The organism is Achromobacter sp. 1L-A-4-B-C2 (assembly GCF_057291955.1).
Genome location: NZ_JBXAWP010000003.1, coordinates 401,643 through 425,512, shown reverse-complemented (window position 1 = coordinate 425,512; position 23,870 = coordinate 401,643). Strand labels below are relative to the sequence as shown.

Sequence of the window (23,870 nt, the reverse complement as noted above, 5' to 3'; positions counted from 1 at the left end):
CCGGAGCGGGGCCGGTCAGCGCAAGTCGCCGGCCGGCCAGCCCATGGCCCCGAAGCCGGCGGGCGGGCCGTCGGCTTCAGCCGTTGCGGTACAGAAAGCTGTAGGCGTTGATCGCCGGCACCCCCCCCAGGTGCGCATACAAAACCTTCGACCCAGCCGGAATCTCGCCTCGGCGAACCAGATCCATCATGCCCTGCATCGACTTCCCCTCATACACGGGGTCGGTCATCATGCCCTCCAGCCGCGCGCAGGTGCGGATGGCGTCGTTGGTTTCGGCTGACGGCAAGCCATACGCAGGATAGGCGTAGCGCGTATCCAGCACCACGTCGCTGTCGGCGATGCCTGCTTCCAGCCCGACCATATCCGCCGTGCGGCGCGCGATGCGCAGGATCTGCGCGCGGGTTTGTTCCGGTGTGGCCGATGCGTCGATGCCGATGACGCGGTTGGCCCGGCCGTCCGCCGCAAACCCGACCACCATGCCGGCCTGCGTGCTGCCGGTGACGGCGCAGACCACGATGTAGTCAAACTTGAATCCCAGGTCGGCTTCCTGGCGCCGCACCTCTTCGGCAAAGCCCACATAGCCCAGCCCGCCCAGTTCGTGGTCGGACGCGCCGGCCGGAATGGCGTAGGGCTTGCCGCCGCGTTTGCGCACGTCTTCCAGCGCCTCTTCCCAACTGCGCCGAAAGCCGATGTCAAAGCCTTGATCCACCAGGCGCACGTCGGCGCCCATCAAACGGCTCATCATGATGTTGCCGACGCGGTCGTAGACGGCGTCGGAATAGTCCACCCAGTTTTCCTGCACCAGCACGCAAGCCAGCCCCAGCTTGGCGGCCACCGCGGCCACCATGCGGGTGTGGTTGGATTGAATGCCGCCGATGGTGACCAGAGTGTCGCAACCTTGTTCCAGCGCTTGTGGAATCAGGTATTCCAGCTTGCGCAGCTTGTTGCCGCCGAACGCCAGGCCGCTGTTGCAGTCCTCGCGCTTGGCATAGATGTCGACCTTGCCGCCCAGATGCGCGGACAGGCGGTCCAGCTTTTCGATGGGGGTGTCGCCGAAGGTCAGGCGATGTCGGGGAAAGCGTTGCAGATCCATGCGGGCTCCTGTGATGGGATTCCGGCCGGCAAGTGAGGCTCGGGTGGAAAAATCATAGGAATCGCGGGCGGTAGCGGTCAATTGCGTATTTATGAATGAACGCGATATTAAAAATAGCAAAGAAAGATAATTTAGATTTAATATTTTCTGAAGAAAAAGAATAACGAGATAATATTTTTTAGGGACGCATTCAATGAGCGCGCTTGCCGGATTGGACCGTATTGATCGCCACATCCTTCGTCTCTTGCAAGACGATGCACAGATCACCAACCTGGATTTGAGTGCGCGCGTGCACCTGAGCCCGGCCGCCTGCTTGCGCCGGGTGGAAAAGCTGAAGGCCGAAGGGATCATCAAAAAGACGGTGGCGCTACTGGAGCCGGCCGACGTCGACATGGCCACGCTGGTCATCGTGGGCGTGGTGCTGGACCGTTCCACGCCGGATTCCTTCACCGACTTCGAGGAAGCGGCGCGCGGCATCAGCGGCTGCCTGGAATGTCACCTGGTGGCGGGCGAATTCGACTACTTCCTGATGCTGCGCATACGCGACCTGGAGCGCTTCAACAAGCTGCATGCGGGCGAGATCATCAAGCTGCCTGGCGTACGCCAGATTCGCACCTTTTTTGTGTTGAAAGAGATCTTGTCGACGACTGCCTTGCCGGTGTGACGCGGCTAATGCACAACACTCACGCATCGACGTGCTCGGCAATGACGCACTGCGGCATTTTGGAATCGCGGAAATTGATGGCGCGTAGACGTCGCAATGTCAGGGGTTGGCCGGACATTCCACGGCCGCATGCAGGCATTCCGAAAGGGCTTTTGCGCCACAAAAATGTCTCAAGACGCCCGTAAACTCAAAGGGTTATACTGCTCGGCATACGGCTTTCAAGGCTTGTACGCGCCTTCTGCCCCCTGCGATCCGCTAAACGGGAAGCCCGTGTCGCGGAAGGTTTTTCCTGCATCGTGTCGAGTGAAGCACTCGTAAAGGTGAAGCGATATGTCTTCGGAAATAGAATCTCTATCCACGTCTTATCTCTTTGGCGGTAACGCGCCATATGTTGAGGAGCTTTACGAAGCCTACCTCGACAATCCCGGTTCGGTTCCTGATAACTGGCGCGAATATTTCGACCAGTTGCAGCACGCTCCCGCAACCGACGGCCAGGAATCCACTCGCGACCAGGCCCACGCTCCCATCGTCGAATCGTTCGCCCAGCGCGCCAAGGCCAATGCCTTCGTGCAACGCTCCGCCGAACCCGACCTGAGCGTCGCCAGCAAGCAAGTGTCGGTGCAATCGCTGATTGCCGCCTACCGCTCGCTGGGTTCGCGCTGGGCCGATCTGGACCCCCTCAAGCGCCAGGAACGTCCGCAGATCCCGGAACTCGATCCCGCCTTTTACGGCCTGACCGAATCCGACCTGGACCAGACCTACTCGGCCACCAACACCTACTTCACGACCGCCAGCACCATGACGCTGCGCGACATCCTGAAGGCGCTGCGCGACACGTATTGCCGCAGCATCGGTGCTGAATTCACGCACATCTCCGACCCCGCCGCCAAGCGCTGGATCCAGGAACGCCTGGAAACCACGCTGGGTGCGCCTGCCTACTCGGTCGAAGAAAAGCGCCACATCCTGCAGCAGCTGACCGAGTCCGAAGGGCTTGAGCGCTTCCTGCACACCAAGTACGTTGGCCAGAAGCGCTTCTCGCTGGAAGGCGGCGAAAGCTTCATCGCCTCGATGGACGAAGTGGTGAACCACGCCGGCGAAAACGGCGTCCAGGAAATCGTGGTCGGCATGGCCCACCGCGGCCGCCTGAACCTGCTCGTGAACATCATGGGCAAGATGCCCGGCGACCTGTTCGCCGAGTTCGAAGGCAAGCACGCCGAAGGCCTGACCGACGGCGACGTGAAGTACCACAACGGTTTCTCGTCCGACCTGTCCACCCGTGGCGGTCCGGTCCACCTGTCGTTGGCCTTCAACCCGTCTCACCTTGAAATCGTGAACCCCGTCGTCGAAGGCAGCGCACGCGCTCGCCAGGAACGCCGCGGTGACACCGAAGGCAAGACCGTTCTGCCGGTGCTGGTGCACGGCGACGCGGCTTTTGCCGGCCAAGGCGTGGTCATGGAAACGCTGAACCTGGCCCAGACGCGCGGCTACGGTACGGGCGGCACGCTGCACATCGTCATCAACAACCAGATCGGTTTCACCACGTCCGACCCGCGTGACTCGCGTTCGACGCTGTATTGCACCGACGTGGTCAAGATGATCGAAGCCCCGGTGTTCCACGTCAACGGCGACGACCCCGAAGCCGTGGTGTTCGTCACCAAGCTGGCCCTGGACTACCGCCTGCAATTCCGTCATGACATCGTTGTGGACATCGTTTGCTTCCGCAAGCTGGGTCACAACGAACAAGACACCCCGTCGCTGACGCAGCCGCTGATGTACAAGCGCATCGGCCATCACCCCGGCACGCGCAAGCTGTACGCCGACAAGCTGACCACGCAAGGCGTGCTGGCCGAAGGCGAAGCCGATCAACTGGTCAAGGACTACCGTCAGCTGATGGAAGACGGCCAGCGCACGATTGAACCGGTGCTGACCGACTACAAGAGCAAGTACGCCATCGACTGGTCCCCGTTCCTGGGCGCCAAGTGGACGGACCAGGCCGACACGGCCGTGCCGCTGGCTGAACTCAAGCGCATCGGCGAACGCATCACGACGGTTCCGGAAGGCTTCACGGTGCACCCGCTGGTTGCCAAGCTGCTGAACGACCGCCGCACGATGGCCAAGGGCGAAATGAACCTGGACTGGGGCATGGGCGAACACCTCGCCTTTGCAACCCTGGTTTCCTCGGGCTACGCCATCCGCATCACGGGCCAGGACTCGGGCCGTGGCACGTTCACGCACCGCCACGCCGTATTGCACGACCAGAACCGCGAACGCTGGAACGACGGCACCTACATTCCGCTGCAGAATGTCTCGGAAGGCCAGGCTCCGTTCACCGTCATCGACTCCGTGCTGTCCGAAGAGGCGGTGCTGGGCTTCGAATACGGTTACTCCAGCGCTGAACCGAACACGCTGACCATCTGGGAAGGCCAGTTTGGCGACTTCGTCAACGGCGCCCAGGTCGTGATCGACCAGTTCATCAGCTCCGGCGAAGCCAAGTGGGGCCGCCAGTCGGGCCTGACCCTGATGCTGCCGCACGGCTACGAAGGCCAAGGCCCCGAGCACTCGTCGGGCCGAATCGAGCGCTTCCTGCAACTGTGCGCCGACAACAACATGCAAGTGGTCCAGCCGACCTCTGCCTCGCAGATCTTCCACGTTCTGCGTCGCCAGATGATCCGCCCGTTCCGCAAGCCGCTGGTGCTGTTCACGCCGAAGTCGCTGCTGCGTAACAAGGACGCGGGTTCGCCCCTGACCGATCTGGCGGGCGGCAGCTTCCAGCCGGTGATCGGCGAAGTCGACGACACCATCGACGCCAGCAAGGTCAAGCGCGTTCTGGCTTGCTCGGGCAAGGTGTACTACGACCTGGTCAACGCCCGCCGCGAGCGTGGCGCCGACAACGTCGCCATCGTCCGCGTCGAGCAGCTGTACCCGTTTGCGCACAAGTCGTTCGAAACGGAACTGCGCAAGTACCCGAAGGCCACCGAAGTGATCTGGGTTCAGGACGAACCGCAGAACCAAGGCGCCTGGTTCTACGTTCAGCATCACGTGTACGAGAACATGGTGGAAGGCCAGAAGCTGGGCTACGCCGGCCGCGCCGCGTCGGCATCGCCGGCCGTGGGCTACCTGGCCAAGCACCAGGAACAGCAGAAGGCCCTGATCGAGACGGCTTTCGCGCCCAAGTTCAAGGTCATGTTGACGAAGTAACCCTGACTTGATGCACGCGCTGCGCGCGGCAAGCGTTTTGGAACCTGCTTTCGAACCTTGCCGCGCCGCGTGACCAGAACACACACTTTACGGAACAAACAAAATGGCTATTACCGACGTCGTCGTCCCCCAACTTTCCGAATCCGTCTCCGAAGCGACCCTGCTGACCTGGAAGAAGCAGCCGGGCGCTGCCGTTGAAGCGGACGAAATCCTGATCGAAGTCGAAACCGACAAGGTCGTGCTGGAAGTGCCGGCTCCCGCCTCGGGCGTGCTGGCTGAAATCGTCAAGGGCGATGGCAGCACCGTGACCTCGGGCGAAGTGCTGGCCCGCATCGACACCGCCGCCAAGGCCGCCGCCGCCGCGACCGCCCCGGCCGAAGCCCCCAAGGCCGCTGAACAAGCCGCTGCCGCCCCGGCACCCGCCGCCGCGCCCGCTTCGTCGGCTGCCGCCGGCGTGGCATCGCCCGCCGCCGCCAAGATCCTGGCCGAGAAGGGCGTTGACGCCGCTTCCGTGTCCGGCACCGGCCGCGACGGCCGCGTGACCAAGGGCGACGCCCTGGCCGCCGGCGCTCCTGCCGCCAAGGCCGCTCCGGCCAAGGCGCCGGCTGCTCCCGCCCCGACCACGCTGTCGCTGGACGGCCGTCCGGAACAGCGCGTGCCGATGAGCCGCCTGCGCGCCCGCATCGCCGAGCGCCTGCTGCAATCGCAGCAAGAAAACGCAATCCTGACCACGTTCAATGAAGTGAACATGCAAGCGGTCATCGATCTGCGCAGCAAGTACAAGGACAAGTTCGAAAAGGAACACGGCATCAAGCTGGGCTTCATGTCGTTCTTCGTCAAGGCCGCCGTGGCTGCCCTGAAGAAGTACCCGCTGATCAACGCCTCGATCGACGGCAAGGACATCATCTATCACGGCTACTTCGACATCGGTATCGCTGTCGGCAGCCCGCGTGGCCTGGTGGTGCCGATCCTGCGCAACGCCGACCAGCTGTCCATCGCTGAAATCGAAAAGACCATCGCCGACTTCGGCCGCCGCGCCGCTGACGGCAAGCTGGGCATTGAAGAAATGACCGGCGGTACGTTCTCGATCTCCAACGGTGGCGTGTTCGGTTCGATGCTGTCGACCCCGATCATCAACCCGCCGCAATCGGCCATCCTGGGCGTGCACGCCACCAAGGATCGCGCTGTTGTCGAAAACGGCCAGATCGTCATCCGCCCGATGAATTACCTGGCGCTGTCCTATGACCACCGCATCATCGACGGCCGCGAAGCCGTGCTGGGCCTGGTCGCCATGAAGGACGCCCTGGAAGATCCGCAGCGTCTGTTGCTGGACCTGTAATCTCGACGCCCCGCGTGGCGCCGCTCCGGGCCTTCCGGATCGCGGCGCCCCGGCCGGCCCGGCGCCGGCCTCCGGCTCACCAGCGTCGGGCGGGGCGTGTTCCACCCCACACTCATCCGCGAGAACACTATGTCCAAACAATTTGACGTCGTCGTGATCGGCGCAGGCCCTGGCGGCTACATCGCCGCCATTCGCGCAGCCCAACTGGGCATGTCGGTCGCTTGCATCGACGCCTGGCAAAACGGCCAAGGCGGCCCGGCTCCCGGCGGCACCTGCACCAACGTTGGCTGCATCCCGTCCAAGGCGTTGCTGCAATCGTCCGAACACTTTGAACAAGCCAACCACCACTTCGCCGAACACGGCATCGAAGTCAAGGGCGTCAGCCTGAAGCTCGATACGCTGATCGGCCGCAAGAACACGGTGGTCAAGCAGAACAACGACGGCATCCTGTACCTGTTCAAGAAGAACAAGGTCACCTTCTTCCACGGCAAGGGCGCGTTCAGCGGCCAAGTGGAAGGCGGCTGGGCCATCAAGGTCACCGGCACCGCCGAAGAAGACCTGGTGGCCAAGCACGTGGTGGTGGCGACCGGTTCGTCGGCTCGCGAACTGCCCGGCCTGCCGTTCGACGAAAAGGTTGTGCTGTCCAACGACGGCGCGCTGAACATCGGCGGCGTCCCCAAGACGCTGGGCGTGATCGGCGCCGGTGTGATCGGCCTGGAAATGGGCAGCGTGTGGCGCCGCCTGGGTTCCGACGTCACCATCCTGGAAGCGATGCCGGAATTCCTGGCCGCCGCTGACAGCCAGGTGGCCAAGGAAGCGCTGAAGGCGTTCACCAAGCAAGGCCTGAACATCCAGATGGGTGTGAAGATCGGCGAGATCAAGGCCACCGCCAAGTCGGTGACCGTGCCTTACGTCGACGCCAAGGGCGCCGAGCAAAAGCTGGTGGTCGACAAGCTGATCGTCTCGATCGGCCGCGTGCCTTACACCGGCGGCCTGAACGCCGACGCCGTGGGCTTGAAGCTGGACGAACGCGGCTTCGTGGCCGTGGACGGCGACTGCAAGACCAACCTGCAAAACGTCTGGGCAGTGGGTGACGTCGTGCGTGGCCCGATGCTGGCGCACAAGGCCGAAGAAGAAGGCGTGGCGGTTGCCGAGCGCATCGCCGGCCAGCATGGCCACGTCAACTTCGACACCGTGCCGTGGGTCATCTACACGTCGCCGGAAATTGCCTGGGTCGGCAAGACCGAGCAGCAGCTCAAGGCCGAAGGCCGCGAGTACAAGGCCGGCAGCTTCCCGTTCCTGGCCAACGGCCGCGCCCGCGCGCTGGGCGACACCACCGGTTTTGCCAAGGTGATCGCCGATGCCAAGACCGACGAAGTCCTGGGCGTGCACATCGTGGGCCCGATGGCCTCGGAACTGATCTCGGAAGCCGTGACCATCATGGAATTCCGTGGCGCCGCCGAAGACATCGCCCGCATCTGCCACGCGCACCCGACGCTGTCGGAAGCCGTGAAGGAAGCCGCTCTGGCCGTGGACAAGCGCGCGCTGAATTTCTAAGCGTCCTTGACCTGAGCTAGACAGGGGGCGGGTTCAAGGACCCGCCCTTTTTTCATTTTGGTTGCTTGAGCTGAACCCCATGAACGTCCTCGAATACTACGAACACGCCCTGGCCGAACGTGGCTACAAGCCCGATGCCGCGCAAAAGCTGGCCATCGACCGCTTGCAGCGCTATTACGACGAGTGGGTCAAGTTCAAGTCGATGCGCTCGAATGCCCTGAAAAAGCTGCTGAACCGGCCCGACGTGCCGCGTGGCGTGTATCTGTGGGGTGGGGTGGGGCGCGGCAAGAGCTTCCTGATGGACGCCTTCTACGCGACCGTGCCCGTGGTGCGCAAGACGCGCCTGCACTTTCACGAGTTCATGCGCGGCGTGCATCGCGAGCTGGAAGAAGTTAAGGGCATGCAAGACCCGCTGGACGAAGTGGCCAAGCGCGTCGCCAAGCGTTACCGGCTGATCTGCTTTGACGAGTTCCACGTGTCGGACGTGGCCGACGCGATGATCTTGCATCGGCTGCTGCTCAAGCTGTTTGAATACGGCACGTCGTTCATCATGACGTCCAACTACGAACCGTCCACCTTGTACACGGACGGCCTGCACCGCGACCGCGTGCTGCCCGCCATTGCGCTGATCCAGTCGCGCATGGATGTGATGAACGTGGACGCTGGCGTGGACTACCGCCGCCGCTCGCTGGAGCAGGTGCAGTGTTATCACACGCCGCTGGACGAACACGCGCAGGCTGCGCTGAAGAAGGCGTTCGACAGCCTTGCCGATACGCCGCCGCAGGAACCCTTGCTGCACATCGAGCACCGCGAGATCCGCGCCGTGGCGCTGGCCGGTTCGGTGGTGTGGTTTGATTTCGCCACGCTTTGCGGCGGCCCCCGTTCGCAGAACGACTACCTGGAATTGGCCAACCGATTCCACGCCGTGATCCTGTCGGGCGTGCCCAGGATGGGCCCGCGCCAGGCATCCGAGGCGCGCCGCTTCACCTGGTTGATCGACGTGTTCTACGACCACCGCGTCAAGCTCATCATGTCGGCTGAGTGCGAGCCCGAAGAGATCTACACGGAAGGGGCGCTGGCCAACGAATTCCATCGCACCGTCTCGCGCATTCTTGAAATGCAATCGCGCGAATATCTGGAATCCGAGCGCCGCCTGACGGCGACGTTGTAGTAATGCCGCAAGCGGCCCGTCTGGGGCGAGCCGCTTGTACATAGCATTGGTAATGCAAGTCATTATCACTTAAGATTTTGACACTTCAGGTTCCGCACCGCGGTCTCAATTGTGTCTTCCTCTTTGTTTTCCCCACCGGCTACGTGCGCGGACGCCGCGATCGCGCCTGTTGACGGGCTGTATCGCGAGCATCGGCCATGGCTGTTTGGATGGTTGCGCCGCAAGCTGGGCTGCGAGCATCGCGCCGAAGATCTGGCGCAGGACGTTTTTGTCCGGGTGATTCAGGGCCGCAAGGCGGTGCGCGCGACCGATGCACGCGCCTTGCTGACCACGATCGCGAAGGGGCTGGTTGTGGACCATCAGCGCCATGCCGCGCTGGAATACGCTTATCTGAACTACCTGGCCACGCTTGAGCAGGCTTACGCCCCGTCGCCCGAGACACAGGCCGAACAACTGCAAGCCCTGGTGCGTCTGGACCGCCTGCTTGACGGCTTGCCGCCCAAGGCGCGTTCCGCATTTCTGATGTCGCAGCTGGATGGGCTGACCTATCCCGACATCGCGCAGCGTCTGGGCGTATCGCTCAGTTCCGTTCAGCAGTACATGGTGCGGGCGATGGCCGCCTGCTATGCCGCATTCTATGAATAACGCCGCACGAGGCGCCCCGCCGGACGCCGTGGTGCGCCAGGCCATTGCCTGGTGGACCCGCTTGCAAAGTGGCGTGGCGAATGCCCGGGACCACGAGTCCTGCCGCGCGTGGCTGGATGCGGATGCCGCCCATCGACAAGCCTGGGATCGCCTGGAGGCCATCGGCCGCGATACGCGCCGCGTGCCGGCGGCGTTGGCCCATGCCGCGTTGAGCTCGCCAAGCTCCCGGGGCCGCCGCAACGCATTGCGCGGCTTGCTGAGCCTGACGGGCATGGCCGCCATCGGATGGGCGGGCTATCGGCACACGCCCTGGCAACGCCTGGCGGCTGACCTTAGCACCCGCGTGGGTGAACGCCGTACCGTGGCGCTGGCCGACGGCCTGACCATCACGCTGAACAGCGATAGCGCCGTACGCCTGCATCTGTCGGGCGCCGCGCGCGGCATCCACCTGCTGCGCGGCGAGATGTTGGTGAATACGCAACCGCGCGCGGGCGTGGATGCGCTGCGCGTGATCGCGGGCCATGGCGAACTGCGTGCCGAGCGCGCGCGGTTCGATCTGCATCGCACCGACGCAGGCTTGCGGCTGGGCGTGTACGAAGGCAGCGTGGGACTGCTGCGCCAGGGCGCCTGGACGCACGCCGACGCCGGCGAGCGGCTGGCCTACACCGACCCCGACGCCGGTGCCGACGAGCTCGTGCGCAGCGCCGTTGACCCCGATCGGTTGGCCTGGGTGGACGGCATGGTGGTGGCCAAGGAGTGGCGGCTGGACGCGTTTGCGCGCTATCTGGCGCGCCAGCGCGTGGGCGTGATCCGCGTGGACCCCGCCGTGGCCGCCCTGACGCTGTCGGGCGTGTTCCCGCTGGACGATGCGGAACGGGCGTTGAAGGCGCTTGAGCCCGCGCTGCCCATCACGGTCACGCGGCACACGCAGTATTGGTTGCAGGTCGATCCTCGGCAAATCTGAGCGTTACAACTTTTTTGCCGGATGTCTTGCAGGTTTTTGCTTCCCGTACGGAAAGGCAGGGATAGATCACCGTACAGGGAGAGTTTCGTGTCTGCTTCATCTCAATCGCGCCTGCGCGCCACACTGACGGCCGGCCGCAAGGCCGTGCTGACCGCCACTTGCGCGGGCGCGCTTGCCGCCGGCATGCCCGCTGCGTGGGCACAGTCCGCGCCCGCCGCCGCCAACGCGCAGCGCAGCTACCAGATTCCCGCCGGTGCGCTGGCCGATGTGCTGACGCAATTCGCCCGCACGGCTGGCGTGGTGCTGTCATTCGATCCGGCTTTGGTGCGCGGCCAGCGATCCGACGGTTTGAATGGTGGCTATTCCGTGGGCGCCGGCTTTGCGCGCATCTTGGCGGGCAGCGGCCTGCAGGCGCGTGCGCAATCCGGCAATACCTGGACGCTGTTGCCCGCCCCTGCCTCGCTGTCAGGTGACGCGCATGTGCTGGCGCCGGTGACGGTGTCCGGCATGTCGGAAAGCGCGCTGGCGCCCACGGTGGGCTATGTGGCCAGCGCCAGCGTCAGCGCGACCAAGACCGACACACCGCTGATTGAAACGCCGCAATCGGTGTCGGTCATCACGCGCGAACAGATCACGGAGCAGGGCGCGCAGACGCTCAACCAGGTGCTGCGATACACCGCCGGCGTGGCGACCGAATCGCGCGGCGCCACTGCCACGCGGCTGGACCAGTTCAATGTGCGGGGCTTTTCCGCATCGTCTTATCTGGACGGCTTGCGCGTATTCGGTGGCCGCGATGCGCTGCCGCAAGTCGATGCCTATCGCCTCGAACGGGTGGACGTGCTGAAGGGCCCGGCGTCGGTCATGTACGGCCAGGGAGGCCCGGGCGGCGTGGTGAACCAGGTCAGCAAGCGACCGCTGGAAGAGACGCTGCGCGAAGTGGAGGTGCAGGTCGGCAACTACGACTATGGCCGAGCCAACTTCGACTTTGGCGGGCCGGTCGATGAAGACGGCAAGTTCTTGTATCGCCTGGTCGGCGCCGGCTATATGTCGGACGGCCAGGTGAAGGACACCAAAGAGCGCCGCTATTTTGTGTCGCCGGCCTTCACGTGGAAGCCCAGTGGCGATACCTCGCTGACCGTGCTGACCAATTTCCAGCGCGATCCGGACATGGGTTCGTACGGCAGCGTGTCGTCCATGCGTACGCTGTTGTCGGCGCCGGACGGCATCCGCCTGCCGGCGGATTACTACGATGGCGACGCCAATTTCGAAAAGAGCGACCGCAAGAGCTATTCATTGGGCTACGTGCTGGACCACCGGTTCAACGACACGTTCAAAGCCACGCAAAGCCTGCGCTGGACCCGTTCCGAAGCCAAGTACCGCAGCGTCTACGGCGCCATGACGAACAACTACGGCTATACGGACCGCACCTATCTGTACCAGCAGCGCGCGGCGATCGCCACGGACGTGGACGTGGGCGCACTGACCATCGACAACAATGTGCAGGCCCGCTTCAACACCGGCAGCTTTGGTCACACCGCGTTGCTGGGCTTTGACTACCAGCACGTGAAGACAGACACGTTGTCGGGATCGGGCAGCGCGCCGCCGCTGTACGTGTTGAACCCGGATAACCGACAGCACATCGCCACTCCGGCATTTTCGTCGGATGCCACGTCCAGGCAGTACCAGGCCGGCTTGTACTTCCAGGACCAGATCAAGATCGACCGCCTGTCGGTGTTGCTGGGCGGGCGCTATGACTGGGCCCGCACCGTGGGCGAAACCACGGCAATTTCCAGCGGCCGCGTCACCCCGTCGTCGCTGACCGCCGAGAAGTTCACGGGCCGCGCGGGCGTCATCTACAACTTCGATAATGGCGTGGCGCCGTACTTCAGCTATTCGGAATCGTTCGAGCCGCAGTCGGGCACGGGTTGGCAAAACGTGCCGTTCAAGCCCATCGAGGGCAAGCAATACGAAGTCGGCATCAAGTACCAGCCGCCGGGCAGCGCAACGTTGCTGACCTTCGCCGCCTTCGATATCCGACGCGAGAACATGACGACAACCGATCCGGACCCCACCCACGTGTGCGGCACGGCCGGCGGGCGCTGCTCGATCCAGGCGGGCGAGCTGCGCACGCAGGGGATCGAGCTGGAAGCCAAGAGCGAGCCGCTGCGCGGCCTGACGCTGGTGGCGGCGTATTCGCTGATGGACAACGAATATTCCAAGGCCAATCCGAACCTGGCGGGCTTGAACCTCAAAGGTAAATCGCCGGCCGGCGTACCGTCGCAACAGGCGTCCGCATGGGCACGCTACCAGCTGCAAGGGGGGCCGCTGGCGGGCATGGGCGTGGGCGGCGGCGTCCGTTATATCGGCTCGTCGTTCGTTGACGAAGCCAATACCTACAAGGTGCCTTCCGTCACGCTGTTCGACTTGATGCTGGACTATGACCTGGGCCGCGTGTCGCCTTCGTTAAAGGGCATGCAAGTGGCGTTGAACATGCAGAACCTGTTCGACAAGGAGTATGTCGCGTCGTGCCTGGGTGAGTCCTGGTGCTGGTACGGTTACCAGCGTTCGGTGAAGGCCAGCGTGCGTTATCGCTGGTAAAGCGGGAGTACGACGCGCGGCAGGTTGCGCCGCAGCGGGCGGACCGATGGCCCGCCCGCTGCACTTCAGGGGCTGCACTTCCGGGGCTGGACCCCGGAGGCTGCGTTTCAAGCACCGTGCCTCAGGCGCTGCGCGCCTCTGCGACAAACGCGCGCCAGCGTGCAAGAAAGGCCTCGCGACCGGCAGAAGCTTCGGCTTCATCGACCGGCACGATCTTGATGTCGGCAAGCGGCGGCATGTCCAGGTGCTTGCTGACGTCGATGTCGTCGCGGCTGGGGCGGCGATAGGCGTTTTGCAGCAATGCCAATTGCATCTCGCGCGACAGCAGCAGGTCGTACATCAGGCCGGCGGCCTGCGGGTTGGGCGAGTTCTTCACCATGGCCATGTTGTCGGCCACGGTGAAGGTGCCGTCCGACGGGTACATGATGCCGATTTCCTTCTGGCCGCCCGCCACATAGGGATACGCCGTCGATTCGAAGGTGATGCCCACGGCGTATTCCCCCTGGCCCACGCTGCGCACCACATGCGAGGCTGCGCTGGAAACGCTGACGTTGCGCGCCAGCGCCCGCAAGCCGTCGGTACCCAGGACACGCTCGATGCCCCACAACGCGGTAAAGGCTGTGGAACTGTTGCCGGGGTCGCCGATGATGACCTTGCCTTTGAAGCGGCGGTCGGTCAGGTCGGCCCACGAGGTGGGCGCGGGGCCGGACAGCTGCCGCGCATTGACCATGCCGACCACGACGTGCAGGTTGGCGGCCATCCAGAGGTCGTCCGGGCCATGCAGGGGTTCGGGAATCGCGGCGATGTGCTTTGAGCGGTAAGGCTCGAACAAGGCGCGGTAGCCGTGCATGACGTTGGCGCTGGATGTCCAGAAAAGATCGCCCTTGGGCTGGCCCGCTTCGGCTTCGATTCGTTTCAGCAACTGGCTGCTGCCGCCCGCCACCGTGCTGGGCTTGATATGGGGCAGCAGGTCGCGCGCGAGATCGCTGGCGGTCTCGACGGACTGCGCGTTCAAGGTGGTGTACAGGACGACTTTTTCGGCCCGCTGCGCCAGCGCCTGGGCGGGCAGCGCGCCGATGCCTCCGGTGACGGCCAGCAGCTTGAGCACCTGGCGGCGGTTGAAAGAGGGAAGCTGGATCATGGCGGTTCCTTGTTGGGTGGGGTGTAAGAGCCCGGCTCAGGCAAAGAGCCGGATATTGAAGACACGGGTCGCCAGCAGCACCGGCGCCAGAATCACGGCGATCAGCACCAGACCATAAGCCGATGCCTGCGCCATGAGGCCGCTGTCGATCAAGCGGAAAATCTGGATGGGCAGCGTTTCATGGCCCGGCGAATACACAATGACTGACGCGCTCAGTTCGGAGACGGTGGTGGTCCAGGTCAGGACGGCGGCCGCGGCGATCGCGGGCGCCATCAAGGGCAGCACCACCTTCAAGAAGGACGCCAGCGGCGGCACCCCCAAGCTGATGGATGCCTCTTCGATGGAATCGGGCAGGTTGAACAGCGTGGACGACGCGTTGCGCACGCCAAACGGCAGCCGCCGCACGATGTAGGCCAGCACGATCAATGACGCGGTGCCGGACAAATCGAACGCGCCATGGCCGAAGGTCATCAATAGGCCGATGCCGATTACCGTGCCGGACAGCGCCAACGGAATCGAGCTGAGGTAATCCAGCCAAGGCGTCAACACATTGCGCTTCTTGACGATGAGGTAGCTGGCCAGCGTGCTGAAGGCAATGGCGATCAGCGTGGCGGCGCCGGCGAACAAGACGGAGTTCAGCACCGGGCCGGGGGCATTGATCAGCACGCGTTCCAGATGCGCAAGCGTCCATTCACCCCAACGCATGACCGGGCCGTGCGCGCGCGTGAAGGCGCCCACGGCCAGGGTGGCCAGCGGCAACATCGACAGCGTCATCACAGCCAGCGCCGCCCCCGCCATCGCCAGCCCGCCCGGCCCGCGTATCGGCGTCTCGGGCGCGGCGCGCCCTTGCGTGATTTCATAGCGGCCACGCGACACGATCCAGCGTTGCAGGAACAGGGCCAGCATCACCAGGGCAATCGATGTGGTGGCCAGCGTGCTTTGCATGACCGGGTCGCTGCCGGTTTCGGACACGGACGCCTGATAGGTCAATACCGATAGCAGTTCGACCCGATGCCCGAGAATCATCGACGTGGCGAAATTGCCCACCACCATGGTGAAGACAAGCAGCGCGCTGGCCAGCACGGCGGGCAGCACGACGGGGGCCATTACCTTCAGGCGCGATATCGGCGGCGACGTACCCAGGCTTTGGGCGGCCTCTTCAAGCTGCGCATCAAAGCCACGGATAGCGGCCAGCGTGCCTATGTAGATGTACGCGTAATACGTGAACGTCATGACGGTCAGCAAGCCCGGCCAGCCGTAGAACGACGGCGGGTCCAGCCCCAGGCCGTCGCGCAGCGCGCGCGTCAGCACGCCGTTGTTGCCCAGGATCATCAGCCAGGTTTGCGCGCCGATGACTTCGGGAATGATGAGCGTGATCAAGGGCAGGATCGACACCAAGGCCTTGCCGGGATAGCGGTGTCGCGCGGTCAGGTAGGCCAGCGGCACGCCGATGGCGGCGGCCAGCAGCGTGACGCCGGCGCCCAGCAGCAAGGTGTTGCCGATGGCGCGCACATAACGCGGATCCGCCAGCATGATCTGCCAGCCGGACAGGCCTTCGTCGTTGCGGGCCAGCACGCTGGCCGACAGGATGTTCAGCACGGGCCACACCAGGAATACCAGCAACACGGCCAGCGCCGCCAGCGACAACCACGTCCAGGGAGACCGCAGAATGGGGACCAGGCGCTTCATGATGCCAAGACCAGGGTTTTTTGCGGGTTGAACACCAGGTCCACCTCGGTTCCTCGTGCCAGCGCCGCGATCGGGTCGCCGTGCACGTCCACGTTCATATGGCGGCCGCTGGGCAGTTCGACGCGGTAGTTTGTCTTGATGCCCAGGTACTGCTGCGTCAGGATCCGCGCGGGCACGCCGGCGCCCGCCGTGGTGGACAGCAGGATGTCTTCGGGGCGCGCCACCAGCACGGCCTGGCCCGTCACGGGCACCGGGGCATGCGCGGCCACGGGGTGCCCATCGACCTGCAAGCGGACCGGCCCGATCTCATGCGCGTGGCATTGCACGGGCAGCAGGTTGGCCGCACCGATGAAGTCCGCCACGTAGCCGCTGGCCGGCTGGCTGTAGATGTCGCGCGGCGTGCCCAACTGCGCCACGCGGCCCTGCTGCATGACGGCGATCTGATCGGATAGCGCCAGCGCTTCTTCCTGATCGTGGGTGACAAAGACGGTGGTGATGCCGGCCTCGCGCTGGAGCTCGGCGATGGTCTGGCGTACCTGGATGCGCAGCTTGGCGTCCAGGTTGGAAAGCGGTTCATCCATCAGCAGCACCTGCGGCTGGATGACCAGCGCGCGTGCAAGCGCGACGCGCTGCCGCTGTCCGCCGGACAATTCGGCGGGTAGTCTTGCCGCGTATTGCCCCAGGCCCACCCGTTCCAATGCCGCGGTCACCCGCTGCTGGATCTGGGCGGACGCCACCTTTCTTGCGCGCAACCCGTAGGCCGCGTTGTCGAACACGCTGCGGTTGGGAAACAGTGCGTAGTCCTGGAACACCATGCCGATGTTGCGTTGGTGCGCGGGCAGGCGGGTCACGTCCTTGCCGCCGAAACGCAGGTGGCCGGATGCAATGGGCGTGAATCCCGCGATGGCGCGCAGCAGGGTGGTCTTGCCGCAGCCGCTGGGCCCCAGCAAGGTAAAAAAGGCGCCGGGAGGAATATCCAGGCTCAGGCCGTCGATGACGCGCTGATCGCCGTACGAAATGCAGAGTTTTTCAATGCGGATGTCCATGCCCGGGGGCTCCTGATGCGTGCAAGTGTTGGGGTGGAAGAATCAATCCATTGCCATTGCGTGGCGCACCAGCTGCAGGGCTTGCCGATGGCGTTCCGGGTCGCCCGCGGCCAGGATGCGCGACGCCGGGTTGTCCAGCCCGAGCGGCCGGCCGTTCCAGTCGGTAATGACGCCCCCGGCGCCCTGGATGACGGGGATGAAAGGCGCGTAGTCGTAAAGCGCCAGGCGGGCGTCGATGGCGATGTCGGTGCGGCCGGCGGCCAGCAGCCCATACGCCAGGCAGCATCCGCCGTAGATGCGCCAGCGGGTACGTTCCCGCAGCGCCTGGAAGGCGGGAAGCTCGTCGGGCGCGTAAAAGTCCGGGTTGCTGGTGCTGAGCATCGCATCGCCCAGTTGGCCGCAGGCGCGCGTGTGGCAGGGCACGCCGTGATGCAGGGTGGGGCGTCCGGCAGCGCCGACCCAGCGGTCGCCCGTGGCGGGGAAATCCATGACGCCCAGCACCGGCGTGCCGCGCTGCATAAGCGCGATCAAGGTGCCGAAGACCGGCACGCCGGCAAGAAAGGGCGCGGTGCCGTCGATGGGGTCAAGCACCCAGACATACTCGGCGTCCAGCCGGACGGTGCCACCTTCTTCTCCGTAGATGCCGTGTTGCGGGTAGGCGGCTTCAATGCGCTCGCGCAGGTGCGCTTCGATGGCCTGGTCCAGGGCGGTGACCAGGCTGCGGTCCGGTTTGATTTCCGTGCGCGGCAGGTGGGGTGTGGCGGCGTCGGCGCTGGCGTCGGCGCTGGCACTGGCGCTGGCGCTGGCATTGCCGCTATCGGCGTAGACTGAGTCGCGCAGGTATGGCGCGTACATTTTCCGCGCCTCATCAGCCAAGCCTTGCGCGAACGCGATGTGGGCGTCCAGGGTGTTCGTCATGAAGGTTTCCTTAGTCGAGCGAATTGCCGGATGAGGACGCGATGGCCGCCAGCGTGTCGATGCGGGCGGGCGCAAGCAGATGCCGCGGGGGTAAGGGCTGCCAGCCATAAAGCGCTTGGGTGGCGGCGCCGCAGATGCGGCCCTGGCAGGCGCCCATGCCGCAACGCGTGTGCAGCTTGGCGTCGGTCCAGCTTTGATGCGCCGCAAGCGCGGATTGCGGCACGTCTTCGCAACGGCAAATCAGGGTGTCGGGGCGTGCCAGGGACAACAGCGGCGCGCGGAGCGCGAAGGGGGTGCGTAGCGCGTCGGCGAACTCCTGCCAACGTGCAAGATCGTTCGACAGGCGCGCGGCCTGGGTAAGTTCGCCCACTGCCGCATGGCCGGCGCGCGCGCCCTGTACCCGCGCGCGTTCGTTGCCGCCGATGCCCGTGCATTCGCCTGCCGCGAAGATGCCTGGGACGGTGGTTTGCTGCATGTCATCCACTTGCAGGCCTGCGTGCGGGTCCAATTCGCAGCCCAGCATCTGGCCCAGCTTGATGTTGGGCACCAGGCCAAAACCGCAGGCCAAGCGATGGCAGGCGATGGTTTCTTCGCCGTCGGCTCGGCGCAGCCGCACCTGTTGCACGCGCCCATCGCCGGTGGCTTCCAGCACGTGGCTGGAAGCTCGGTAGTGCGGGTTGAACAGCGCGGCGGCCTGCGCGGCCTTGGCGGGCCAGCGGTGCAAGCGATAGCCAAAGCGCAGCAAGGCGCGCCAGTCTGCTTGCTCGGCAATGCGCACGACGCGCGCGCCCGCCCGATGGGCGGCATGCGCCGCGGCAAGCAGCAAGGGGCCCGTGCCGGCGATGACGATGCGCTTGCCGCGCAGCCTTACGCCCGCCTTTATCAAGGCTTGCAGGCCGCCCGCGCCGGTCACGCCAGGCAAGGTCCAGCCGGGAAACGGCAACAGCAGCTCACGAGCGCCGGTGCACAGGATCAGCGCGCCATAGTGCTGCGCCCAACCTTGGCGCGCATTCTCCAGCATCAGCGCCCGTTGGCCAGGCAAGCCGGCCATGCCGATGACACGGGTGTCGCCAAGCAGCGTGATATTCGAATATCGCGCCAGTTGTTCACGCAGGCGTCGGGCCAGGGCGGGCACGGAGGCGCCTGGCCCATCACGCCAGATCTGGCCGCCGGGTGCGGCGTTGTCGTCGACCAGCACAATGGCGCGTCCGCTGGGCGCGGCCGCCAGCGCGGCGGACATCCCGGCAGGCCCGGCGCCGATGATGAGCAGGTCGCAGGCGTTAGCGGCATCGTCTTGTGCAAGGGGGGCGTCAGGCGGGGTGCCGTGCTCCAGTACCGTGTCCACGCGCATGCCTTCGTGGCAGAGGGCTTGGCAGGCCAGGCGCAGGTGGCCATCGACCAGGACCCGGCATTCGTGACAGACGCCCATGCCGCAGAATGCCGCGCGTTTTTCGCCTGACACCGATACGCGCGAGTTGCCGGGCGACCTGGCGGCCAACGCGGCGGCGACGCTGCTGCCCGGCTCCACCCGCATCGGCCGGCCGTCCAGCAGGATACGAAGGCGGGCGGAGTCTCGCGGATGCGTCATGGCGTTACCTCGTCAAATGAGCGGGATGGTGCAAAGGGCGCGGCAGCCAGCGGCGGCGTTGCGTTGGTCATCAGGGCGGTCAGCAAGGCGGCGGTGGCGGGCGCGGTGGTGACGCCCAGGCCTTCATGGCCCAAGGCCAGCCAGAGCCCGGCGCGGGTGGGATGCGGACCAATCAGCGGCAGGCCGTCGGGTGTGGCGGCACGCACGCCTGTCCAGGTGCGGATAAGGTTCATGCCCGACAGGCCCGGCAGGAAGTCGATGGCCCGCTTGAGCATGCGGGCCAGCACCATGGGATCGATGTCGGAATCGGCTTGCCCGATCTGCCGTGAAGAGCCGATCAGCAGTTGCCCGGTGGGACGGGGCTGCACATTGAATGCCACGGCGGCCCCGTCGCGCTGCTGGGTGCTGGCCATGTAGCCAAGCTCGACCAGTTGGTGGCGGATGCCGGTTGGGTAGCGGTCCGTGATGGCCAGATGGCCTTTTTTGGGTGCGAGGGGCAAGTCGTCGCAAAGGTGGGTGGCCAACATGCCCGCCGCCAGCACGACGGCCTTGGCATTGCGCCGCGAGCCATCGGCCAGCATGGCGCCTTGCTCGTCGATCTTGTCGACGCGGACGGCCTCGAATGACACGCCGGGTGGCGCATGCGTCAACAGCCAGCGCGCCGCGTTGGGGGCGTACACCAGGCCGTCGCCGGGTACGTGCAGCGCGCCGGCCAGGCCGCTGCGCAAGAATGGTTCGGCATCGGCCAGTTGACGCGCGGTAAGCAGCGTGGCCGCTACCCCCTGGTGGACAAGCCGCGCATGCTTGCGTTCGGCTTCCGTCATGTCGTCGCTAGTGGCAGCGACCCACAGCGTGCCGCATTCGGTGTAGGCGCAGGCGGGGTCCGCTGCGTTCATGCGCGGGCCCCATTGCCGCCAAGCGTCCATCGACAGGCTGCTCAGCGCGAGTTCGGCGGGGTCGCTGTCCATGACGACCAGATGCCCCATGCCGGCCTGCGTGGCCCCTTTCAGGCCGGCATCCAGCACATGCACCGACAGGCCGGCAGCCGCCAAGTGGTGCGCACAGGCAGCGCCGATAATGCCCGCGCCGACGATCAGCACGTCCTTCGAGGGGTGTGGCATGCGTAGGCTTCCGTGGCGATTAGCGATTAGCGATTAGCGATTAGCGATTAGCGATTAGCGATTAGCGATCGCGATCAGCAAACGGCGATCAGCGTTCAGCGAATAACGGTCAGCAAGTAACGGCCGGCAAATAACGGCCGGCGATCAAAGCCGGATGCCCCAGCCGAAGGGGTCGTCGGGCTGGATCAGCAACGTGGATTCGGCGCAGATGTGCGCGCGCCCGCGGATGGTGGGAATGATCTGCCCCTCCATCAGTTCATAGCTGCCCTGAAAGGTGCTGCCAATGACGCTGGCCTGCCGCCAGATCTGCCCCGGGGCCAGCTTGCCGTCCGCGGCCAGGCAGGCCAGCTTGGCGCTGGTACCGGTGCCGCACGGCGAGCGGTCATAGGCTTTGCCCGGGCACAGCACGAAGTTGCGGCTGTCGGCGTTGGGGTCGGGGGCGAACAGTTCAACGTGGTCGATTTCCGCGCCATCGCGGCCGGTGATGCCCGACGCCTGCAACGCCTGGCGGATGGCCCAGGCGTACTCGGTGAGTGCGTCAAGACTGTCTGGCGCAACGCGCTGCGTGTGCTGGCTGACCAGGAAGAACCAGTTACCGCCCCAGGCAACGTCGCCGATGACCTTGCCGTATTCGGGTACATCGACGCATACGCCTTGGCGCAACCGGTAGGCGGGTACGTTGCGCACGCTGACCGAGCCGTCTTCGTGCAGGGTGGCGCGGATCGTGCCCACCGGCGTTTCGATACCGTGCGCGCCGGGCTTGATGCGGCGCAGGTAGGCCAAGGTGGCGATCAGCCCGATGGTGCCGTGGCCGCACATGCCCAGGTAGCCGGCGTTGTTGAAGAAGATCACGCCGGCGGCATTGGCCGGGTTTTGTGGGGGGCACAGCAAGGCGCCCACCATGACGTCGCTGCCTCGGGGTTCAAGGACGGTTGCCGCGCGCCATGCGTCGTGCTTGTCAGCAAGGCGGCGTTGCCTTTGCGCCATGTCTCCGGCGCCCAGATCGGGAAAACCGGAGACGACCAGCCGGGTGGGTTCACCGCCGGTGTGGGAGTCGATGACACGGATCTGATTCATTGACGCGCCTTGTGCAGAGGTTGTGGACGTGCAGCGAGAAAGCGGTCCGGCAAGCCGTGGCTTGCCGGCGGACGAACAAGAAGCGAACGAACAAGCGAACGGGCTAGTCTAGGCAATTAAACGCGTGGCGTCGTGTCGTAGAGACCGCAACGCCACGCAATTTTTCACTTGGCGATTCAGCGATAACTCCATGACATTGCAGGTAATTCCTGGATGTCATCGGGCGGAGTCATCGCCGGGCGGCAAGGGCGGTCAGGGCACCGACTGGTATTGCGCGGGGCGCGTTGCCAAGGCCTGCGCCACCACGCGTTCGATCAACGCGCGCTCTTCGCCGATCACCGGCAAGCGGGGCCGGCGCACGTGCTCGGTGCCCACGCCAACCAGCGCGTCGATCAGCTTCAGGTTCTGAACCAGCTTGGCGGATACGTCCAGATGCAGCAACGGCGTCATCCATTGATAAAGCGACAACGCTTCGGCGTATTTGCCGGCCTTCATCAGGTCGTAAAGTGCGACGGTTTCGCGGGGAAACGCGCAGCCCACGCCGGCAAGCAGGCCATCGCAACCCAGCGCCAGACCTTCGTAGGCCAGATCGTCCACGCCCAGGAAGATCTGGTAGCGATCGCCGACGGTGTTGCGCAGGTCGGTCACGCGGCGGGTATCGCCCGAGCTGTCCTTCACGGCGGCGATCCACTTGCAGTCGGCCAGCTCGGCCATGTGGGCCGGTGTCAGGTCCACGCGATAGGCCAGCGGGTTGTTGTAGACCATGATGGGCTGCTGCGCGGCCTCGGCCATGGTGCGTACATTGAGCATGGCCTCGCGGGCGTCCGCCACGTAGATCAGCGACGGCATGACCATGAAGCCCGCCACGCCCAGCTTGTTGGCGCCTTCGATGTATCGCAGCGCCTCGCGCGTGCTGGTCTCGGACACGTTCGCCAGCACCGGCACGCGGCCGCCGGACGCCTCCAGCGCGATCTTGGTGACCTCAAGCTTTTCTTCCAGCGTCAAGGTGCTGGCCTCGCCCAGGGAACCGCAGGTGACCATCCCATGGATGCCGTTGCGGATCTGGAAATCGATGTGTTTGGCGGTGCCTTCGGCGTCGATCCGTTCATCGGCGTGGAATTTGGTGGTGATGGCGGGAAAGATGCCTGTCCAGCGTGGGTGCGTCATGAGGAACTCCAGGGTTCACGTGCGGTGGGTGGCTTCAGATATATGGCTAATATATTTAATCCACGGGTTAAAGGAATGGGGGTTAACCAGGAATGGGGTTAACCAGCGCCGGCGTTTCGGCCCAAATTTCGATGGAAGTGGTAGTGAGAATGGTTATAATTCAGGCCGATAAAAAACAGGCATCGGCTGCGGGGCTTGCCTGTTGTCTTTATCAGACTAAAAAACCAAAGGAACCAGAATGAACCTTGCAAGGACTTTGGCGGCCATCGCCCTCATGGGGTGCGCGGGCGCTGCGCAGGCACACTTTGTTTGGCTGGAACGGGGGGGCGAAGGCCCGGCCAAGGCGTACTTCGGCGAATGGGCCGACGACGTGCGCGAAAAGCAGGATGGCTTGCTGGGCAAGGTCCTGGTGGCGCCTGTCGTGACCGCCGCTGACGGCACCGTGCTGAAGGCCTCGGCCAAGGGCACGGACTTTGTGGAGTACGCGGTGTCTGGAAAGGGCGACGTACGCCTGGCCCAGCCGATGCAGTTCAAGGAAACGCTGGTCAAGTACGGCGCCAAGGCCGGCCGCACCGATACGCAGGCCAAGCTGGACCTGGAACTGGTGCCCACCGCCGCCGGCGCCAACTCTTTTGTCCTGAACTTTGAAGGCAAGCCGCTGGCCAAGACCGAAGTGACCGTCTTTGGTCCGCCGAAATGGGAAAAGCGCTTCTGGACCGACGAAAACGGTCGTATCGAAATCACGACGCCGTGGCCGGGCCAGTACGTGCTGGAAGCGGCGCACATGCAAGAGAAGGCGGGCGAGGCCGACGGTAAGACCTACGCCAAGATCCGCTACGTTTCCACCCTGACCTTCAACGTGAATCCGTGAAAGCTCCCGCAGCCGGCGCAGGC

The 23,870-nt window shown here is 64.8% G+C and carries 18 protein-coding genes; 9 read left to right on the top strand and 9 right to left on the bottom strand.

What is annotated here, in order from left to right; genetic code table 11:
* Positions 1 to 76: 76 nt before the first annotated feature.
* Positions 77 to 1,093 carry a 1-aminocyclopropane-1-carboxylate deaminase gene (locus tag AC0Z35_RS15435; RefSeq protein ID WP_046802671.1) on the bottom strand — a complete coding sequence of 339 codons (1,017 nt, stop codon included), beginning with the start codon at positions 1,091 to 1,093 and terminating at the stop codon, positions 77 to 79.
* Positions 1,094 to 1,286: 193 nt separating this feature from the next.
* Here AC0Z35_RS15435 and AC0Z35_RS15430 point away from each other — a divergent pair, with 193 nt between their 5' ends.
* From AC0Z35_RS15430 to AC0Z35_RS15395, 8 genes are all read left to right on the top strand, one after another.
* Positions 1,287 to 1,757, top strand: coding sequence for an Lrp/AsnC family transcriptional regulator (locus AC0Z35_RS15430; RefSeq protein WP_219991906.1), 471 nt, complete (start codon positions 1,287 to 1,289; stop codon positions 1,755 to 1,757).
* Positions 1,758 to 2,087: 330 nt separating this feature from the next.
* A complete protein-coding gene (locus AC0Z35_RS15425; protein ID WP_046802673.1) occupies positions 2,088 to 4,955 on the top strand; it encodes a 2-oxoglutarate dehydrogenase E1 component in 2,868 nt (955 codons plus the stop codon).
* Between the two features lie 103 nt (positions 4,956 to 5,058).
* A complete protein-coding gene (odhB, locus tag AC0Z35_RS15420; protein ID WP_046802674.1) occupies positions 5,059 to 6,294 on the top strand; it encodes a 2-oxoglutarate dehydrogenase complex dihydrolipoyllysine-residue succinyltransferase in 1,236 nt (411 codons plus the stop codon).
* A 129-nt stretch (positions 6,295 to 6,423) separates the two neighbouring features.
* A complete protein-coding gene (lpdA, locus tag AC0Z35_RS15415) occupies positions 6,424 to 7,851 on the top strand; it encodes a dihydrolipoyl dehydrogenase (protein WP_046802675.1) in 1,428 nt (475 codons plus the stop codon).
* A gap of 79 nt (positions 7,852 to 7,930) precedes the next feature.
* Positions 7,931 to 9,022, top strand: a complete 1,092-nt coding sequence (gene zapE, locus AC0Z35_RS15410; RefSeq protein WP_046802676.1) for a cell division protein ZapE — start codon at positions 7,931 to 7,933, stop codon at positions 9,020 to 9,022.
* A 111-nt stretch (positions 9,023 to 9,133) separates the two neighbouring features.
* Complete coding sequence (locus AC0Z35_RS15405; RefSeq protein WP_120154356.1) at positions 9,134 to 9,667, top strand: sigma-70 family RNA polymerase sigma factor; 534 nt, start codon at positions 9,134 to 9,136, stop codon at positions 9,665 to 9,667.
* A complete protein-coding gene (locus tag AC0Z35_RS15400; RefSeq protein ID WP_485132351.1) occupies positions 9,660 to 10,631 on the top strand; it encodes a FecR domain-containing protein in 972 nt (323 codons plus the stop codon). The genes AC0Z35_RS15405 and AC0Z35_RS15400 overlap by 8 nt, the downstream gene beginning before the upstream one ends.
* Positions 10,632 to 10,814: 183 nt before the next feature.
* Positions 10,815 to 13,229: a TonB-dependent siderophore receptor gene (locus tag AC0Z35_RS15395; protein ID WP_485132499.1), complete on the top strand. Its 2,415-nt coding sequence runs from the start codon at positions 10,815 to 10,817 to the stop codon at positions 13,227 to 13,229.
* Between the two features lie 121 nt (positions 13,230 to 13,350).
* On the opposite strand, the gene AC0Z35_RS15390 is transcribed toward AC0Z35_RS15395, so the two are convergent.
* The 8 genes from AC0Z35_RS15390 to AC0Z35_RS15355 form a co-directional block, all read right to left on the bottom strand.
* Positions 13,351 to 14,370, bottom strand: coding sequence for an extracellular solute-binding protein (locus AC0Z35_RS15390; RefSeq protein ID WP_052945919.1), 1,020 nt, complete (start codon positions 14,368 to 14,370; stop codon positions 13,351 to 13,353).
* Between the two features lie 36 nt (positions 14,371 to 14,406).
* Positions 14,407 to 16,059: an ABC transporter permease gene (locus tag AC0Z35_RS15385; RefSeq protein WP_485132352.1), complete on the bottom strand. Its 1,653-nt coding sequence runs from the start codon at positions 16,057 to 16,059 to the stop codon at positions 14,407 to 14,409.
* Positions 16,056 to 17,105: an ABC transporter ATP-binding protein gene (locus AC0Z35_RS15380; protein ID WP_046802681.1), complete on the bottom strand. Its 1,050-nt coding sequence runs from the start codon at positions 17,103 to 17,105 to the stop codon at positions 16,056 to 16,058. The genes AC0Z35_RS15385 and AC0Z35_RS15380 overlap by 4 nt, the downstream gene beginning before the upstream one ends.
* A 42-nt stretch (positions 17,106 to 17,147) precedes the next feature.
* Positions 17,148 to 18,023, bottom strand: a complete 876-nt coding sequence (locus tag AC0Z35_RS15375) for an inositol monophosphatase family protein (RefSeq protein WP_485132353.1) — start codon at positions 18,021 to 18,023, stop codon at positions 17,148 to 17,150.
* Positions 18,024 to 18,033: 10 nt separating this feature from the next.
* On the bottom strand, positions 18,034 to 19,611 hold the full coding sequence (locus AC0Z35_RS15370; RefSeq protein ID WP_485132354.1) for an FAD-dependent oxidoreductase: 1,578 nt from the start codon (positions 19,609 to 19,611) through the stop codon (positions 18,034 to 18,036).
* Positions 19,608 to 20,732, bottom strand: a complete 1,125-nt coding sequence (locus AC0Z35_RS15365; RefSeq protein ID WP_120154369.1) for an NAD(P)/FAD-dependent oxidoreductase — start codon at positions 20,730 to 20,732, stop codon at positions 19,608 to 19,610. The genes AC0Z35_RS15370 and AC0Z35_RS15365 overlap by 4 nt, the downstream gene beginning before the upstream one ends.
* A 144-nt stretch (positions 20,733 to 20,876) precedes the next feature.
* Positions 20,877 to 21,809 (bottom strand): 4-hydroxyproline epimerase, encoded by a 933-nt coding sequence (locus AC0Z35_RS15360; protein WP_485132355.1) that lies wholly within the window; start codon positions 21,807 to 21,809, stop codon positions 20,877 to 20,879.
* 252 nt (positions 21,810 to 22,061) lie between these two features.
* Complete coding sequence (locus AC0Z35_RS15355; RefSeq protein ID WP_046802685.1) at positions 22,062 to 22,976, bottom strand: dihydrodipicolinate synthase family protein; 915 nt, start codon at positions 22,974 to 22,976, stop codon at positions 22,062 to 22,064.
* A gap of 238 nt (positions 22,977 to 23,214) precedes the next feature.
* Here AC0Z35_RS15355 and AC0Z35_RS15350 point away from each other — a divergent pair, with 238 nt between their 5' ends.
* Positions 23,215 to 23,847 (top strand): DUF4198 domain-containing protein, encoded by a 633-nt coding sequence (locus AC0Z35_RS15350; protein ID WP_046802686.1) that lies wholly within the window; start codon positions 23,215 to 23,217, stop codon positions 23,845 to 23,847.
* Positions 23,848 to 23,870 lie beyond the last annotated feature (23 nt).

Coding starts and splice junctions, on each gene's coding strand:
- AC0Z35_RS15435 (WP_046802671.1), bottom strand. CDS start 1,093: ATGGATCTGCAACGCTTTCCCCGACATCGCCTGACCTTCGGCGACACC.
- AC0Z35_RS15430 (WP_219991906.1), top strand. CDS start 1,287: ATGAGCGCGCTTGCCGGATTGGACCGTATTGATCGCCACATCCTTCGT.
- AC0Z35_RS15425 (WP_046802673.1), top strand. CDS start 2,088: ATGTCTTCGGAAATAGAATCTCTATCCACGTCTTATCTCTTTGGCGGT.
- odhB (WP_046802674.1), top strand. CDS start 5,059: ATGGCTATTACCGACGTCGTCGTCCCCCAACTTTCCGAATCCGTCTCC.
- lpdA (WP_046802675.1), top strand. CDS start 6,424: ATGTCCAAACAATTTGACGTCGTCGTGATCGGCGCAGGCCCTGGCGGC.
- zapE (WP_046802676.1), top strand. CDS start 7,931: ATGAACGTCCTCGAATACTACGAACACGCCCTGGCCGAACGTGGCTAC.
- AC0Z35_RS15400 (WP_485132351.1), top strand. CDS start 9,660: ATGAATAACGCCGCACGAGGCGCCCCGCCGGACGCCGTGGTGCGCCAG.
- AC0Z35_RS15395 (WP_485132499.1), top strand. CDS start 10,815: ATGCCCGCTGCGTGGGCACAGTCCGCGCCCGCCGCCGCCAACGCGCAG.
- AC0Z35_RS15390 (WP_052945919.1), bottom strand. CDS start 14,370: ATGATCCAGCTTCCCTCTTTCAACCGCCGCCAGGTGCTCAAGCTGCTG.
- AC0Z35_RS15385 (WP_485132352.1), bottom strand. CDS start 16,059: ATGAAGCGCCTGGTCCCCATTCTGCGGTCTCCCTGGACGTGGTTGTCG.
- AC0Z35_RS15380 (WP_046802681.1), bottom strand. CDS start 17,105: ATGGACATCCGCATTGAAAAACTCTGCATTTCGTACGGCGATCAGCGC.
- AC0Z35_RS15375 (WP_485132353.1), bottom strand. CDS start 18,023: ATGACGAACACCCTGGACGCCCACATCGCGTTCGCGCAAGGCTTGGCT.
- AC0Z35_RS15370 (WP_485132354.1), bottom strand. CDS start 19,611: ATGACGCATCCGCGAGACTCCGCCCGCCTTCGTATCCTGCTGGACGGC.
- AC0Z35_RS15365 (WP_120154369.1), bottom strand. CDS start 20,732: ATGCCACACCCCTCGAAGGACGTGCTGATCGTCGGCGCGGGCATTATC.
- AC0Z35_RS15360 (WP_485132355.1), bottom strand. CDS start 21,809: ATGAATCAGATCCGTGTCATCGACTCCCACACCGGCGGTGAACCCACC.
- AC0Z35_RS15355 (WP_046802685.1), bottom strand. CDS start 22,976: ATGACGCACCCACGCTGGACAGGCATCTTTCCCGCCATCACCACCAAA.
- AC0Z35_RS15350 (WP_046802686.1), top strand. CDS start 23,215: ATGAACCTTGCAAGGACTTTGGCGGCCATCGCCCTCATGGGGTGCGCG.